We start from the raw sequence: 15505 nt of genomic DNA on the forward strand, positions 1-15505 counted from the left end.
TCATGAACGATATGACTTTATATTTGATAATTGCCCTTGTTCCGTTGGCAGGCTCGCTGATTGCGGGTTTGTTCGGCAACAAAATCGGACGTGCCGGCGCGCATACTGTGACGATACTCGGTGTCGCTGTATCTGCCGTGCTGTCGGCTTATGTGCTGTGGGGATTCCTCAATGGCAGCCGTACCAAGTTTGACGAGAACGTTTATACCTGGCTGACAATGGGCGGCTTGGATTTCTCCGTCGGCTTCTTGGTCGATACGATGACGGCGATGATGATGGTCGTGGTAACGGGCGTGTCGTTGATGGTGCATATCTACACCATCGGCTATATGCACGATGAAAAAGTCGGCTACCAACGCTTCTTCAGCTATATTTCTTTGTTTACATTCAGCATGTTGATGCTGATTATGAGCAACAACTTCATCCAGCTCTTCTTCGGCTGGGAAGCTGTGGGCTTGGTATCGTACCTTTTGATCGGTTTCTATTTCAAACGTCCAAGTGCAACATTTGCCAACCTGAAAGCCTTTTTGATCAACCGTGTCGGCGACTTCGGCTTTTTGCTCGGTATCGGTTTGGTGCTTGCCTATTTCGGCGGCAGCTTGCGCTATCAAGATGTATTCGCTTATCTGCCTAATGTTCAGACGGCCACCATTCAATTGTTCCCCGGTGTGGAATGGTCTTTGATTACCGTAACCTGCCTGCTCCTGTTTGTGGGCGCGATGGGTAAATCGGCTCAGTTCCCGCTGCATGTCTGGCTGCCCGATTCGATGGAAGGCCCGACCCCGATTTCTGCATTGATTCACGCCGCAACCATGGTTACGGCGGGTCTGTTCATGGTGTCGCGCATGTCGCCGATTTATGAGATGAGCAGCACTGCGCTGTCTGTCATCATGGTAATCGGTGCGATTACCGCCCTGTTTATGGGTTTCTTGGGCGTGATTCAAAACGACATCAAACGTGTGGTTGCGTATTCCACCCTGTCGCAACTGGGCTACATGACCGTGGCTTTGGGCGCGTCCGCCTATTCCGTGGCGATGTTCCATGTGATGACCCACGCTTTCTTTAAAGCCTTGCTGTTCTTGGCGGCAGGCAGCGCGATTATCGGTATGCACCACGACCAAGATATGCGCCATATGGGCAACCTGAAAAAATATATGCCGGTTACTTGGCTGACTATGCTGATCGGTAACTTGTCGCTGATTGGTACGCCGTTCTTCTCCGGCTTCTATTCTAAAGATTCGATTATCGAAGCAGCGAAATACAGCACCCTGCCGGGCAGCGGCTTTGCTTATTTTGCCGTCCTTGCCAGTGTGTTTGTTACCGCGTTTTACGCGTTCCGCCAATACTTTATGGTGTTCCACGGCGAAGAGAAATGGCGCAGCCTGCCTGAGCATCATGACGATCATCATGGCGAAGAGCATCACGGCTTGGGCAAAAACGATAATCCGCACGAAAGCCCGCTGGTTGTTACCCTGCCTTTGATTTTGCTTGCCATTCCGTCCGTCATCATCGGCTATGTTGCCATCGAGCCTATGCTTTACGGCGATTTCTTCAAAGACGTGATTTTCGTCAATGCCGACGCGCATCCGACCATGCACATCATGAAGGAAGAGTTTCACGGCGCATTGGCAATGGTGTCGCACAGCCTGCATTCTCCTGTACTCTACCTTGCTATCGCAGGTGTATTGAGCGCATGGCTTTTGTACGTCAAACTGCCGCACCTGCCTGCGAAAATTGCACAGACGTTCCGTCCGATTTACGTTTTGTTTGAAAACAAATACTACCTCGACGCCCTGTATTTCAACGTTTTCGCCAAAGGCACACGCGCATTGGGCAACTTCTTCTGGAAAGTCGGCGATACCGCCATTATCGACAACGGCATCGTCAACGGCTCCGCCAAACTGGTCGGCGCGATTGCCGCGCAAGTGCGTAAAGCCCAAACCGGCTTTATCTACACCTACGCCGCCGCTATGGTATTCGGCGTATTGGTACTGCTCGGCATGACCTTCTGGGGATTGTTCCGATAAGGATGAGGCTTCAGACGGCCTTAAACCTTCAGGCCGTCTGAAACGAAGAAATATCCACATAAACACATTTTATTTTAACCACAGGTTAACCACTATGTTTTCCAACTACCTACTCAGCTTGGCAATATGGATACCCATCGCCGCAGGTGTGCTGGTTTTGGCGACCGGTAAAGACAGCCGTGCGCCGCTGGCGCGTGTGCTTGCCTTCATGGGTGCGCTTGCCGGTTTCTTGGTAACGCTGCCCCTGTTTACCGGTTTCGACCGTTTGAGCGGCGGCTATCAGTTTACCGAGTTCCACGAGTGGATTCCGCTGCTGAAAATCAACTACGCATTGGGCGTGGACGGTATTTCAGTGCTCTTTATCATCTTGAATGCGTTTATTACGCTGCTGGTGGTATTGGCCGGTTGGGAAGTCATTCAGAAACGTCCGGCGCAGTATATGGCGGCATTCCTGATGATGTCGGGTTTGATTAACGGCGCGTTTGCCGCTCAGGATGCGATTCTGTTTTATGTGTTCTTCGAGGGTATGCTGATTCCGCTGTACCTGATTATCGGTGTATGGGGCGGCCCGCGCCGTGTCTATGCGTCGGTCAAGCTGTTCCTCTATACGCTGATGGGTTCGCTTTTGATGCTGGTTGCCATGGTTTACCTGTACTATCAAACAGGCAGCTTCTCTATTGTCGATTTCCAAAACATCAAACAGATTCCGTTGGGCGTACAACAGCTTTTGTTTGTGGCGTTCTTCCTGTCATTTGCCGTAAAAGTGCCGATGTTCCCCGTGCACACTTGGTTGCCGGATGCCCACGTTGAAGCGCCGACTGGCGGTTCGATGGTGTTGGCGGCGATTACGCTGAAACTGGGTGCGTATGGTTTCTTGCGCTTTATCCTGCCGATTATGCCGGATGCGGCACGCTATTTTGCCCCTGTAATCATCGTATTGAGCCTGATTGCCGTGATTTATATCGGTATGGTGGCTTTGGTGCAAACCGATATGAAAAAACTGGTGGCGTACTCTTCCATCAGCCATATGGGTTTTGTCACTTTAGGCATGTTCCTGTTTGTGAACGGCCAACTGAATGACTGGGCATTGAAAGGCGCAATCATTCAAATGATTTCCCACGGTTTTGTGTCTGCCGCGATGTTTATGTGTATCGGCGTGATGTACGACCGCCTGCATACCCGCAATATTGCCGATTATGGCGGCGTGGTCAATGTGATGCCTAAGTTTGCGGCGTTTATGATGTTGTTCGGTATGGCTAATGCCGGTCTGCCTGCAACTTCCGGCTTCGTGGGCGAGTTTATGGTGATTATGGGTGCGGTTAAAGTGAATTTCTGGGTAGGCGCGTTGGCTGCTATGACCTTGATTTACGGTGCGTCTTATACCCTGTGGATGTACAAACGCGTTATTTTTGGTGCGATCCACAATCCGCACGTTGCCGAAATGAAAGACATCAATTGCCGCGAATTTGCGATTTTGGCGATTTTGGCGGTTGCTGTTTTGGGCATGGGTCTGTATCCGCAAGCGTTTATCGAAGTGGTACATCAAGCGGCAAACGATTTGATTGCCCATGTGGCACAAAGCAAGATTTGAGGTGTGTAAATGAACTGGTCTGATTTGAATTTAATGCCCGCCATGCCCGAAATCGTGCTGCTTGCGCTATTGGGTGTCGTATTGCTGGCAGACTTGTGGATTTGCGATAAAAACCGCTATTTAACCCATCTGATGAGTTTGGGAACGGTCATTATTGTGGCTATTACCCAATTGGCGGTATGGGAGCAGGGCAGTGTCGATGCCTTTCACGGTATGTATATTGCAGACGGCATGTCCCGTTTGGCAAAACTGGTGCTGTATGCGCTGACGTTTGGTCTGTTTATTTACAGTAAACCGTACAACCAAGACCGCCAAATCTTTAAAGGCGAGTTTTACACCCTGTCGCTGTTTGCCCTGTTGGGCATGAGCGTCATGGTCAGCGCGGCACATTTCCTGACAGCGTATATCGGTTTGGAATTGTTGTCTTTGTCGCTGTACGCCATGATTGCCCTGCGCCGCGATTCCGGCCGTTCTGCCGAGGCTGCGCTGAAATACTTCGTATTGGGCGCGTTGGCCTCCGGTTTGCTGCTCTATGGTATTTCCATGGTTTACGGCGCCACCGGTTCTCTTGATTTTGCTTCCGTCTTGGCTTCTGCTTTCAATGAGCAGGCCAATGAATGGTTGTTGAAATTAGGTATGGTGTTTATTGTGGTCGCCATTGCATTTAAATTGGGTGCGGTTCCATTCCATATGTGGGTACCCGATGTGTACGATGGCGCGCCGACATCCGTTGCCGCCTTTGTGGGCACGGCTCCGAAAATTGCCGCCGTTGTCTTTGCGTTCCGTATTCTTGTGACCGGCATGGGTACAGTACATTCAGACTGGGCGCCGATGTTGGCCATTCTTGCCGTTGCATCGTTGGTAGTCGGTAACCTTGCCGCCATTATGCAAACCAATATCAAACGCATGCTTGCCTATTCCACCGTATCGCACATGGGCTTTATCCTGTTGGCGTTTATGGCAGGTGCGGTCGGCTTTACCGCAGGTTTGTATTACGCCATTACCTATGCTTTGATGGCGGCAGTCAGCTTCGGTGTTTTGATGGTATTGTCTACCAAAGACATTGAGTGTGAAGACATCAAAGACCTCGCAGGCCTTAACCAACGCCATGCATGGTTTGCCTTCTTGATGTTGCTGTCCATGTTCTCCATGGCGGGTATTCCGCCGCTGATGGGTTTTTACGCCAAATTCGGCGTGATTATGGCACTCTTGAAACAAGGTCATGTTTGGTTGTCAGTGTTTGCCGTCATCATGTCGCTGATTGGCGCGTTCTACTACCTGCGCGTGGTCAAAGTCATCTACTTCGATGCGCCTGACCATGATCAGCCGGTCGGCAGCAACTATGCCGCCAAATTTGTCCTGACGGTCAATGCCTTCCTGCTGCTCCTGTGGGGTATCATGCCGCAAACCGTTATCGACTGGTGTGCCAAAGCATTGGAAAATACCCTGTAAACTTCAAACAAAACCAACGGCGGCTGTTCCAAAGTCGCCGTTTTTGTTAGGATTCGCATTCGGATGAAAAATACCCAAGTTCAGACGGCCTCAAGCCTTTGAACAATCATCAAGCGGGTATCATCAAGATATTGAATATTCCACGGATAATGATGGGCAAGAATGCCCATTTAACATGTTAAAATCACATACAGGCCGTCTGAAAACAGAAAGACCATCATGACCGCATCCATGTACATTCTTTTGCTGTTGGCAATTATCTTTGCCAACGCACCATTTATTACCACCAAATTCTTCGGCATCATCGCCCTGAAACGCAAACACATCGGCCATCACTTGATCGAATTGCTGGCAGGCTTCCTTCTTACTGCAATCCTCGCTTATATCCTCGAATCGCGCGCAGGAGCCGTACATGCCCAAGATTGGGAGTTTTACGCGACCGTTGTCTGCCTCTACCTGATTTTTGCCTTCCCATGCTTCGTATGGCGTTACTTTTGGAATGAGCGAAATAGAGAGTAGGAATTGGATTTAAATAAGGAAAAGGCCGTCTGAAAGATTTTCAGACGGCCTTGTATTTGAGAATGTAGGTGGCAATGACTACATCTTTGAGTTAGGTAGATATGGATTCAATAAAGACTTTATCTTCTTTTTGGATAAAAGTAGCGGAGAGACAATAATCTGTCTCATAAACACATCCCATAATTTTGACTTTATTTTTGTTTTTCCATTCAATACCGGCAACAATGGTCTCCAAAGGATAGTCTTTAGTTTCTGAGAAAGGCGTTACAGAACGAGATTTTGGTAATTGTGCCATTGTTACGGTTGTTTTGGGTATGCCGTTTTTTAAAATGGGAAACCAAAGAAAAGGGATGGACTCACCTTTCTTTTTATTCCATTGAGCAGAATATTTGCTAAAAGCAGTAATGGCATCGCTTAGTCCCCCTTGGTAAAAGCATCTTTGGCTTTCCCCAATCATTTCTTCTACGGGCTTTTTACAATGTAAGTTTCCAGCCAAAGAAAAAGAGGGGAGGATGAATAGAACTGTAAAAATAAGTTTTCGCATAATTAATACCCCGTATTTAGAGTCAGAAGACTGATGGAAAAGATAGAAAAGGCTTTTTTCATTTTTTATCTCTCAATGGTTGAATGAAATATAAGTCTTTAAAAGTGATTAAAAAGAAATCTCATATCGAGATTTCTTTACGTAGTTATGTGTAACATTTGCAAACATTGTAACATAGTAAATTCAATGCTACAGTTATTTGATATGTTTAATCAATTTAGATAATCGGTCATTATAACCGATTATCGGTATATTTCCCGAGGAAATTCATTTCGATTGAAAAGAGTAGAGTTGTTTATATCTATTAGCAATAAAATTCGTTCTTTGTGTGGATGGAAACAATGGTCTCAAGATAGAAGCTTAGTTTCCAAATAAATTCAGGAAAAGGCCGAGTTGATGTAGTTGCTTGAAACAATAAAGGCCGTCTGAAAGATTTTCAGACGGCCTTTATTTTGTTTGATGTTAAATATCGGTTAGAAAACAAGGCTGTTGGGGCGTAAAGCCTTGTCGTGGGGGCGGTTTAACGGTACTATTCTCGGTTAATCCTGTTTTATTCCTATGAAATTGAAAGTATAAGATGATTAATGATATTCAAAAGACAGCTGAAGGCAAAATGCAGCGTTCTCTGGAAGTGTTGAAAGAAAACTTGGCTAAGGTGCGTACCGGCCGTGCGCATACCGGCCTGCTCGACCAAGTGGAAGTGGAATACTGGGGCAGTATGGTGCCTGTGAGCCAAGTGGCAAACGTGACGCTTTTGGATGCGCGTACGATTGGTGTGAAACCTTTCGAGAGCAATATGGCTGCAAAAGTTGAGAAAGCGATTCGTGATTCCAATTTGGGTCTGAACCCTGCTTCTGTCGGTGATTTGATCCGTGTCCCTATGCCTATGCTGACTGAGGAACGCCGTAAGGATTTGATCAAAGTAGTGCGCGGTGAGGCGGAAGAGGGCCGTGTGTCTATCCGCAATGTGCGCCGTGATGCAAACGACCATATCAAAAAATTGTTGAAAGACAAAGAGATTTCTGAAGATGAAGCCCGCCGTGGCGAGGAAGCGGTTCAGAAGTTGACCGACAAATACATTGCTGAGGCAGACAAGCTCTTGGCTGCCAAAGAAGAAGATTTGATGGCGATTTAATCCTGTGTGCAAACCGTTCAGACGGCCTTTGGACGGTTTGCTCCTTGAAAGGCAGACATGAAAAGCAGTACGCAGACGATTTTGGAACACTCTGCCATCCCCCGACATATTGCTGTGATTATGGACGGCAACGGACGTTGGGCAAAGAAGCGTTTTCTTCCCCGTGTAATGGGGCATAAGCGCGGCTTGGATGCGCTGGAGAACATGGTGAAGCATTGTGCTGAACTGGGTGTGCAGTATTTGACCGTGTTTGCTTTTTCGACTGAAAACTGGCGACGCCCCGAGGAAGAGGTTTCTTTTCTGATGGGGCTGTTTTTGCAGGCTTTGCAAAAGCAGGTGCGCCGTTTGCACGATAACAATATGCGCTTGAGGATCATCGGCAGCCGCGAGCGGTTTAATGCTGAAATCCTGAAGGGGATTGAGGCGGCCGAGGCGTTGACGGCAAATAATACCGGTTTGACTTTGAGCATTGCCGCCGATTATGGCGGCCGCTGGGATATTTTGCAGGCGGCAAATCAGTTGATTGCCGAAGGTGTAACTGAGATTACGGAAGAGGCGTTGTCGCGTTACTTGATGTTGGGCGATGCACCCGAGCCGGATTTGTTTATCCGAACCGGTGGCGAGACGCGCATCAGTAATTTCCTGCTGTGGCAGATGGCGTATGCGGAATTGTATTTTACGGATACGCTGTGGCCTGATTTTAATGAAAAATCGCTGAACGAGGCGATTGCTTCGTTCCAAAAACGGGAGCGCCGCTTCGGGCGGACTTCCGAGCAGCTGCCGGTTGAGCAGCAACGGGGTTGAGGACTATGTTGAAACAACGGATTTTGACAGCGCTGTGGCTTTTGCCGCTGATGCTGGGTATGCTGTTTTATGCACCTATGTGGCTGTGGGCTGCGTTTTGCGGCCTGATTGCCATGCTAACTTTGTGGGAATATGCCCGCATGAGTGGCTTGGACAAGCTGAAAATCAACCATTATTTGGCTTCAACGCTGGTGTTCGGCGTGATTGCCTATGCCGGCGGTTGGCAGTTGCCTGATTTGGTTTGGTATGTCGTATTGGCGTTTTGGCTGATTGTCATGCCTTGGTGGCTGAAAGCAAAATGGAAGTTAAACGGCGGCTGGCAGGCTTACACAGTCGGTTGGTTGTTGGTGATGCCGTTTTGGTTCGCACTGGTTTACCTGCGCCCTCAGCCTGAAGACGCGCTGTCTTTATTGGCGATTATGGGTTTGGTGTGGGTGGCCGATATTGGCGCGTATTTCTGCGGCAAGTCGTTTGGCAAGCGCAAAATTGCGCCGACCATCAGCCCGGGTAAAAGCTGGGAAGGTGCGATCGGCGGTGCATTGTGCGTTGTCGTGTACATGACCATCGTATGGAAAGCCGGTTGGCTGGCTTTTGAAGCCGGGTGGTTCAAAACGATTTTGATCGGCTTGATTCTGACCGTTGTCAGCGTGTGCGGCGATTTGCTGGAAAGCTGGCTCAAACGTGCGGCCGGTATCAAAGACAGCAGCAATCTGTTGCCGGGACACGGCGGCGTGTTCGACCGTGTGGACAGCCTGATTGCCGTTATCAGCATTTATGCCGCTTTTGTATATTTGTTTTAAACCGCCTGTCTGACGTGGTTGAGGGAGCTGATTATGTCCGAACAAAAACAGATTTCATCTTTATCGATCTTGGGCGTATTGTTGGCATTGGGATTGATGGCTGCGGCGTTTATTTTGGGCGTGCAGTTTAAGAATCTGCGCCAGCCGGGGACGATTACTGTAAAAGGTCTGGCGGAGAAAAACTTCCAATCCGACAGCGCGACGTGGAATACGGGGGTGAACGCGCACGGCGAGAGCTATCAGGAAGTTTTGGATTTACTGACGGCAAGACGCAAGAAGCTGTCTAAGTTTTTGGGTGAGCAAGGCTTTGCGGCGGCTGAAATGAAAGTGGGCCTGCCCGAAGTGTCGCGCGTTTTCAATGAAACCCGTGACGAACTGGGCAACGTAACCCGCACGCCCAACGGCTACGATGGCGACCTCAATATTGTGGTCAACACCAAAAAATTGGACAAAATCCAAGCCGCCCAGCGTGCCATTTTGAATTTCCGTGCGCAAAATGAATTCATCCGCTTCGACAATCCGCAATATTTGCTGGGCAATTTGGAAACCATCAAACGTGATTTGATTACGCAGGCGACTGAGGATGCGCAGAAACGCGCGGTCGAATTTGCCAAAACCGGCGGCGGTAAAGTGGGCGCCATGCGTTCTGCTTCGCAAGGTTCGTTCAACATCTATGCCGACACCGGCAGCAGCGAGGATGATGAATACGGCGGTTCTTACGATAAAAGCACCGTCGGCAAACAAGTCCGACTGGTTGTTACCATCGAATACGGCATTGAGTAATTCTTTCAGATGGCCTGTTTAGCCGGGAGGTAAAAGGCCGTCTGAAAATTGGAAACGGCAAAGAAATCTATTTCAAACACAATGAATACCGTTTGCACAGCACACAAAGAACACACCATGACACAACAAGTTCTGACCATATTAGGCAGTACCGGCAGCATAGGCGAAAGCACTTTAGACGTTGTTTCCCGCCATCCCGAAAAATTCCGCGTGTTCGCGCTGGCAGGGCATAGGCAGGTGGACAAGCTGGCGGCGCAATGCAAACAGTTCTGCCCGGAATATGCCGTTGTCGGCGATGCCGGCCATGCTGCCGAGCTGGAAAAGAAACTCAAACAAGAAGGCATCAATACGCAGGTTTTATATGGTTCTCAAGCCCTGATTGATGTCGCCTCCGCCGATGAAGTCAGCGGCGTGATGTGTGCCATTGTCGGCGCGGCCGGCTTGCCGTCGGCTTTGGCTGCCGCTCAAAAAGGCAAAACCATTTATCTGGCAAACAAAGAAACGCTGGTGGTTTCCGGCGCATTGTTTATGGAAACCGCCCGTCAAAACGGCGCCACCATCTTGCCGATTGACAGCGAACACAACGCCATCTTCCAAGTATTGCCAAGGGATTACACAGGCCGTCTGAATGAGCACGGTATCAATTCGATTATCCTGACCGCATCGGGCGGACCCTTCCTTAACGCCGATTTAAGTACATTTGACAGCATTACGCCCGAGCAGGCGGTCAAGCATCCGAATTGGAGCATGGGGCGCAAAATTTCCGTCGATTCCGCGTCAATGATGAATAAGGGCTTGGAATTGATTGAGGCGCATTGGCTGTTTAACTGTCCGCCGGAAAAGCTGGAAGTCGTCATTCATCCGCAATCTGTGATACACAGCATGGTGCGTTATCGCGATGGTTCGGTATTGGCGCAATTGGGCAATCCCGATATGCGTACGCCGATTGCTTATTGTTTGGGTCTGCCCGAACGTATCGATTCCGGCGTGGGCGAGCTGGATTTCGGCGCATTGTCCGCGTTGACCTTCCAAAAGCCTGACTTTGACCGTTTCCCGTGTTTGAAACTTGCCTATCAGGCCATGAATGCAGGCGGCGCCGCGCCTTGCGTGTTGAACGCCGCAAACGAAGTGGCCGTGGCCGCTTTCTTGGATAAACGCATCAAGTTTACCGATATTGCCCAAATCGTAGCCCACTGCCTTGCCCAGGATTTTTCAGACGGCCGTCACGGTATCGAAGGCCTGCTGGCGCAAGACGCGCAAACACGCAGACAGGCAGAAGCCTTTATCGGTAAATATAAGGCTTCAATGACAGGCCGTCTGAAACGCCAACCGCTTGGCATTTAGGCAGACAAAATGGAACAACTGCCTTTATAATCGGTTTTCAGACGGCCTTATCCGCTGATTATTACATTCCACTCAGGGGATTTTTTTGCAAACCTTTTTAGCCTTTATCGTCGCCATTCTGATTTTGGTCAGCCTGCATGAGTTCGGACACTATATTGTTGCCCGCTGGTGCGGCGTTAAAGTCGTGCGCTTTTCTGTCGGCTTCGGTAAGCCCTTTTTTACCCGAAAACGTGGCGATACCGAGTGGTGTCTTGCCCCGATTCCGCTGGGCGGTTACGTTAAAATGGTCGATACGCGCGAAGGCGAGGTGGCAGAGGCAGATTTGCCGTACGCCTTTGACAAGCAGCATCCGGCCAAGCGCATCGCCATTGTCGCCGCCGGCCCTTTGACCAATTTGATTTTGGCCGTTTTGCTTTACGGTTTGAGCTTTTCCTTTGGCGTGACCGAGTTGCGCCCCTATGTCGGCATGGTTGAGCCTAGTAGTATTGCCGCCAAAGCAGGTTTTCAGGCGGGCGATAAAATTGTATCGGTTAACGGAATCGCCGTTAAAGACTGGAGCGATGCGCAAACCGAGATGGTGTTGAACCTTGAAGCCGGCCCTGTAAAAGTCGCTGTTCAGACGGCCTCAAATACCCAAGCCATCCGCATAATTGATGCCGCCGGCACGCCTGAAGCAGGTAAAGTTGCGAAAAGCCAAGGCAACATCGGCCTTTTGCCTTTTAGAATTACTAACCGTATCGGCAAAGTCTTGGCCAATAGTCCGGCCGAAAAAGCAGGTTTGAAGGAAAACGACAAACTGCTGACCGCCGATGGGAAGTCCATCGAAAGCTGGCAGGCATGGACGGAACTCTTCCGCGCCAGCCCCGGCAAACGAATCGAACTGACTTACGAGCGCGACGGTAAAATACTGGCGACCGCTATCCGGCCGGACAGCGTCGAGCAGTCGGCAGGCGTGCTGGTGGGTAGAGCCGGGCTTGCCGCCCAGGCGGATAAAGAGTGGGATAAAACCATCCGCTACCGTTATACGCCTTCCGTTGCCCAAGCCTTTGAATTGGGTTGGAACAAAACCGTCAACTATTCGTGGACGACCCTCAAATTTTTTGGAAAACTGGTTACAGGCAATGCCTCTTTAAACCATATTTCCGGCCCCCTGACCATTGCCGATGTCGCCGGACAATCCGCCAAACTCGGATTGCAGAGCTACCTCGAATTTCTGGCCTTGGTCAGCATCAGCTTAGGCGTGTTGAACCTTTTGCCCGTGCCCGTTTTAGACGGCGGACATCTGGTTTTCTATACCGCCGAATGGATACGCGGAAAGCCTTTGAGCGAGCGCATACAGGCAGTCGGCCTGCGCTTCGGACTGGCAGCCATGCTTTTGATGATGGCTGTGGCTTTCTTTAATGACATCAACCGTTTGTTTGGATAATTTATGAAACTGAACCAGATTGCTTCCGCTTTAATGGTATTGAGCCTGTCGCCAATGGCATTGGCTGACTTTACCATTCAGGACATCCGCGTCGAAGGCCTGCAACGCACCGAGCCGAGTACCGTCTTCAACTACCTGCCCGTTAAAGTCGGTGATAATTTCAATGATGCGCGCAGTGAAGAAATCATCAAAAAACTCTACGCAACCGGTTTCTTTGACGACGTACGCGTCGAAACCATGGACAATCAAGTCCTGCTGACCGTGATTGAGCGTCCGACCATCAGCTCGCTCAATATTACCGGCGCAAAAATGCTGCAAAACGATGCCATCAAGAAAAACCTTGAAGCATTTGGTTTGTCGCAATCCCAATACTTCAACCAAGCAACGCTAAACCAAGCCGTTGCCGGTTTGAAAGAAGAGTATTTGAGCCGTGGCAAACAGTCTGTCCAAATCACTCCGACTGTAACCAAACTCGCCCGTAACCGCGTATCTATCGATATTGCCATCGAAGAGGGCAAATCTACCAAGATTACCGATATTTCATTTGAAGGCAACGAAGTTTATTCCGACCGCCGCCTGCTGAAACAAATGTCCCTGAGCGAAGGCGGTATGTGGACTTGGATCACTAAGAGCAACCAGTTCAATGAGCAAAAATTTGCTCAGGACATGGAAAAAATCACCAATTACTACCAAAACAACGGCTACTTCAACTTCCGTATTTTGGATACCGACATCCAAACCAACGAAGACAAAACCAAGCAAACCATTAAAGTAACCGTCAGCGAAGGCGACCGCTTCCGCTGGGGCAATGTACGCATCGAAGGCGATACGCTGGAAGTGCCGAAAGAAGATTTGGAAAAACTGCTGACCATGAAGCCGGGCAAATGGTACGAGCGCGCGCAAATGTCCAATTCGCTCGAAGCCATTCAAAACCGCATGGGTCAGGCAGGTTACGCATTTAGCGAAATCAATGTCCAACCGATTCCAAATGCCGAAACGCATACCGTTGATTTTGTTCTGACCGTTCAACCGGGCCGCAAAATCTATGTAAACGAAATCAATATTACCGGCAACAACAAAACCCGTGACGAAGTCATCCGCCGCGAGTTGCGTCAAATGGAATCGGCGCCTTACGACTCTGCCAAACTGCAACGTTCTAAAGAGCGCGTTGAGTTGTTGGGCTACTTCGACAACGTTCAATTTGATGCGGTTCCTGTGGCCAATACGCCTGACCAAGTTGACCTGAACATGAGCCTGACCGAACGTTCTACCGGATCGCTCGACTTGAGCGCGGGTTGGGTTCAGGATACCGGTTTGGTAATGTCTGCCGGCGTGGCTCAAGACAACCTGTTCGGTACGGGTAAATCCGTTGCCCTGCGCGCTTCCCGCAGTAAAACCACAGTAAACGGCTCGTTGTCGTTTACCGACCCATACTTCACACCGGACGGCGTAAGCTTGGGCTACGACCTTTATGGCAAGTCTTATGACCCGCGTAAAGCTTCTTCCAGCGCGAAACAATATAAAACTACAACTTTCGGCGGCGGTTTGCGTATCGGTATTCCGGTTACCGAATATGACCGTGTGAATTTCGGTTTGGCCGCAGAGCGTCTGACCGTGAACACCTACAAAGGCGCGCCTAAACGCTATGCTGACTTTATCAACCAATACGGTAAAGGCAACGGCAACGGAGTGGGTAACTTCAAAGGCTGGTTGTACAAAGGCACCATCGGCTGGGGCCGCAACAAAACCGACAATGCCTTGTGGCCGACCCGCGGTTACCTGACCGGCGTAAACGGCGAAATCGCCTTGCCGGGCAGCGACCTGCAATACTACACCCTGACCCACAACCAAACTTGGTTCTTCCCGTTGAGCAAAGATTTCACATTGATGCTGGGTGGAGAAGTCGGTTATGGCAACGGCTACGGCAAAACCAAAACCATGCCGTTCTTTGAAAACTTCTACGGCGGCGGTTTAGGCTCTGTCCGCGGCTTTGAAAGCGGTACGCTGGGCCCGAAAGTTTATGACGAATACGGCGAGAAAATCAGCTACGGCGGTAACAAAAAAGCCAACGTTTCCGCAGAGTTGCTCTTCCCGATGCCGGGCATTAAAGACTCGCGTACCGTCCGTTTGAGCCTGTTTGCCGATGCGGGCAGCGTGTGGGACGACAAAACCTACAATGACGGCAGCAGCAATTCTTATTACACCAATGGCGCGCTTCAAAACGTGTATGGCGTAGGCACAACGCACAAATCGACATTCAAAAACGAATTGCGTTACTCTGCCGGTGCTGCCGTGACCTGGCTCTCTCCGCTGGGTCCGATGAAGTTCAGTTATGCTTATCCGATTAAGAAAAAAGAAGGCGACGAAATCCAACGCTTCCAATTCCAACTCGGTACGACATTCTGATGATGTTTAGGCCGTCTGAAACCGGGTTTGTCCGTTTCAGACGGCCTCATGGCAGATTGGCGGCAAGCTTATTGCAAACCGCCCGTTTGTTTTCAAGCAAGGATTTTTATCATGAGTAAAATAGCCGACACCCTCCGTGTCCTCGCCGTAGCCCTGTCGGGTTTCGTGCTGTTGCCGCAAGCGGCGGCGGATGGCGTGCAGAAAATCGGTTTTATCAATACCGAGCGCGTTTATCAGGAATCCAAGCAGGCGCAAAACATTCAGATGACTTTGGAAAAAGAGTTCAAAAGCCGTCAAACCGCCTTGCAAAAGCTGCAACAGGAAGGCGAGGCTTTAGAGCGAAAACTGAGCGGCGACAAGCTCAGCGACAACCAAAGGGAAGCGGAAACCCAAAAATGGCGCAATCTGGTACAGAAATTCCGCAAGCAGCAGGCCGAGTTGGCAGAAGACTACAACCTGCGCCGCAATGAAGAATTCGCCGCGCTCCAGCAAAATGCCAACCGCGTCATCGTCGATTTGGCCAAACACGAAGGTTACGACTTCATCTTGCAGGACGTGATTTACGTCAACGGCCGCTACGACATTACCGACAGCGTTATCAAAGCCCTAAACGCTCACTGACCCTGCTCGGTAGCGAATGTGACCATACAGACAAACCTAAGGCCGTCTGAAAC

At 49.8% G+C, this 15505-nt stretch carries 13 protein-coding genes; 12 read left to right on the forward strand and 1 reads right to left on the reverse strand.

Annotation, left to right across the window (positions count from 1 at the left end; genetic code table 11):
- Nucleotides 1–2: 2 nt before the first annotated feature.
- The 4 genes from nuoL to ACTHS4_RS03890 all read left to right on the forward strand — a co-directional run bounded on the left by nuoL (nt 3) and on the right by ACTHS4_RS03890 (nt 5589).
- Nucleotides 3–2027 (forward strand): NADH-quinone oxidoreductase subunit L, encoded by a 2025-nt coding sequence (gene nuoL / locus ACTHS4_RS03875; protein ID WP_070826734.1) that lies wholly within the window; start codon nt 3–5, stop codon nt 2025–2027.
- Nucleotides 2028–2121: 94 nt separating this feature from the next.
- Nucleotides 2122–3618 (forward strand): NADH-quinone oxidoreductase subunit M, encoded by a 1497-nt coding sequence (locus tag ACTHS4_RS03880; protein WP_070461043.1) that lies wholly within the window; start codon nt 2122–2124, stop codon nt 3616–3618.
- A gap of 9 nt (nt 3619–3627) precedes the next feature.
- Nucleotides 3628–5070, forward strand: coding sequence for an NADH-quinone oxidoreductase subunit NuoN (gene nuoN, locus ACTHS4_RS03885; protein ID WP_070826735.1), 1443 nt, complete (start codon nt 3628–3630; stop codon nt 5068–5070).
- 219 nt (nt 5071–5289) lie between these two features.
- Nucleotides 5290–5589 carry a DUF2818 family protein gene (locus ACTHS4_RS03890; RefSeq protein WP_070826738.1) on the forward strand — a complete coding sequence of 100 codons (300 nt, stop codon included), beginning with the start codon at nt 5290–5292 and terminating at the stop codon, nt 5587–5589.
- Between the two features lie 91 nt (nt 5590–5680).
- Here ACTHS4_RS03890 and ACTHS4_RS03895 read toward each other — a convergent pair whose 3' ends face one another.
- The gene (locus tag ACTHS4_RS03895) at nt 5681–6133 is read right to left on the reverse strand and encodes a hypothetical protein (protein WP_036493924.1); all 453 of its coding nucleotides are present in this window, start codon (nt 6131–6133) and stop codon (nt 5681–5683) included.
- Between the two features lie 577 nt (nt 6134–6710).
- On the opposite strand from ACTHS4_RS03895, the gene frr reads away from it, so the two are divergent.
- The 8 genes from frr to ACTHS4_RS03935 all read left to right on the forward strand — a co-directional run bounded on the left by frr (nt 6711) and on the right by ACTHS4_RS03935 (nt 15452).
- The gene (frr, locus tag ACTHS4_RS03900; RefSeq protein ID WP_063068560.1) at nt 6711–7268 is read left to right on the forward strand and encodes a ribosome recycling factor; all 558 of its coding nucleotides are present in this window, start codon (nt 6711–6713) and stop codon (nt 7266–7268) included.
- 57 nt (nt 7269–7325) lie between these two features.
- Nucleotides 7326–8072, forward strand: a complete 747-nt coding sequence (locus tag ACTHS4_RS03905) for an isoprenyl transferase (RefSeq protein ID WP_003686603.1) — start codon at nt 7326–7328, stop codon at nt 8070–8072.
- Nucleotides 8073–8077: 5 nt separating this feature from the next.
- Nucleotides 8078–8872 (forward strand): phosphatidate cytidylyltransferase, encoded by a 795-nt coding sequence (locus ACTHS4_RS03910; protein ID WP_070826742.1) that lies wholly within the window; start codon nt 8078–8080, stop codon nt 8870–8872.
- Nucleotides 8873–8905: 33 nt separating this feature from the next.
- On the forward strand, nt 8906–9655 hold the full coding sequence (locus ACTHS4_RS03915; RefSeq protein ID WP_070826743.1) for an SIMPL domain-containing protein: 750 nt from the start codon (nt 8906–8908) through the stop codon (nt 9653–9655).
- Between the two features lie 117 nt (nt 9656–9772).
- Nucleotides 9773–10999, forward strand: coding sequence for a 1-deoxy-D-xylulose-5-phosphate reductoisomerase (gene ispC, locus ACTHS4_RS03920; RefSeq protein WP_070826795.1), 1227 nt, complete (start codon nt 9773–9775; stop codon nt 10997–10999).
- Nucleotides 11000–11084: 85 nt separating this feature from the next.
- Nucleotides 11085–12425, forward strand: a complete 1341-nt coding sequence (rseP, locus tag ACTHS4_RS03925; RefSeq protein ID WP_440365523.1) for an RIP metalloprotease RseP — start codon at nt 11085–11087, stop codon at nt 12423–12425.
- A 3-nt stretch (nt 12426–12428) separates the two neighbouring features.
- On the forward strand, nt 12429–14831 hold the full coding sequence (bamA, locus tag ACTHS4_RS03930; protein WP_070826747.1) for an outer membrane protein assembly factor BamA: 2403 nt from the start codon (nt 12429–12431) through the stop codon (nt 14829–14831).
- A gap of 111 nt (nt 14832–14942) precedes the next feature.
- The gene (locus ACTHS4_RS03935) at nt 14943–15452 is read left to right on the forward strand and encodes an OmpH family outer membrane protein (RefSeq protein ID WP_070826748.1); all 510 of its coding nucleotides are present in this window, start codon (nt 14943–14945) and stop codon (nt 15450–15452) included.
- The last annotated feature ends 53 nt before the right edge of the window (nt 15453–15505 follow it).

Source organism: Neisseria sp. P0014.S009 (assembly GCF_051958155.1).
GTDB classification, from domain to species: Bacteria; Pseudomonadota; Gammaproteobacteria; order Burkholderiales; family Neisseriaceae; genus Neisseria; species Neisseria flavescens_C.

Bases quoted from the DNA above. Each gene is read 5' to 3' on its own strand.
- nuoL (WP_070826734.1), top strand. From the start codon at position 3: ATGAACGATATGACTTTATATTTGATAATTGCCCTTGTTCCGTTGGCA.
- ACTHS4_RS03880 (WP_070461043.1), top strand. From the start codon at position 2,122: ATGTTTTCCAACTACCTACTCAGCTTGGCAATATGGATACCCATCGCC.
- nuoN (WP_070826735.1), top strand. From the start codon at position 3,628: ATGAACTGGTCTGATTTGAATTTAATGCCCGCCATGCCCGAAATCGTG.
- ACTHS4_RS03890 (WP_070826738.1), top strand. From the start codon at position 5,290: ATGACCGCATCCATGTACATTCTTTTGCTGTTGGCAATTATCTTTGCC.
- ACTHS4_RS03895 (WP_036493924.1), bottom strand. From the start codon at position 6,133: ATGCGAAAACTTATTTTTACAGTTCTATTCATCCTCCCCTCTTTTTCT.
- frr (WP_063068560.1), top strand. From the start codon at position 6,711: ATGATTAATGATATTCAAAAGACAGCTGAAGGCAAAATGCAGCGTTCT.
- ACTHS4_RS03905 (WP_003686603.1), top strand. From the start codon at position 7,326: ATGAAAAGCAGTACGCAGACGATTTTGGAACACTCTGCCATCCCCCGA.
- ACTHS4_RS03910 (WP_070826742.1), top strand. From the start codon at position 8,078: ATGTTGAAACAACGGATTTTGACAGCGCTGTGGCTTTTGCCGCTGATG.
- ACTHS4_RS03915 (WP_070826743.1), top strand. From the start codon at position 8,906: ATGTCCGAACAAAAACAGATTTCATCTTTATCGATCTTGGGCGTATTG.
- ispC (WP_070826795.1), top strand. From the start codon at position 9,773: ATGACACAACAAGTTCTGACCATATTAGGCAGTACCGGCAGCATAGGC.
- bamA (WP_070826747.1), top strand. From the start codon at position 12,429: ATGAAACTGAACCAGATTGCTTCCGCTTTAATGGTATTGAGCCTGTCG.
- ACTHS4_RS03935 (WP_070826748.1), top strand. From the start codon at position 14,943: ATGAGTAAAATAGCCGACACCCTCCGTGTCCTCGCCGTAGCCCTGTCG.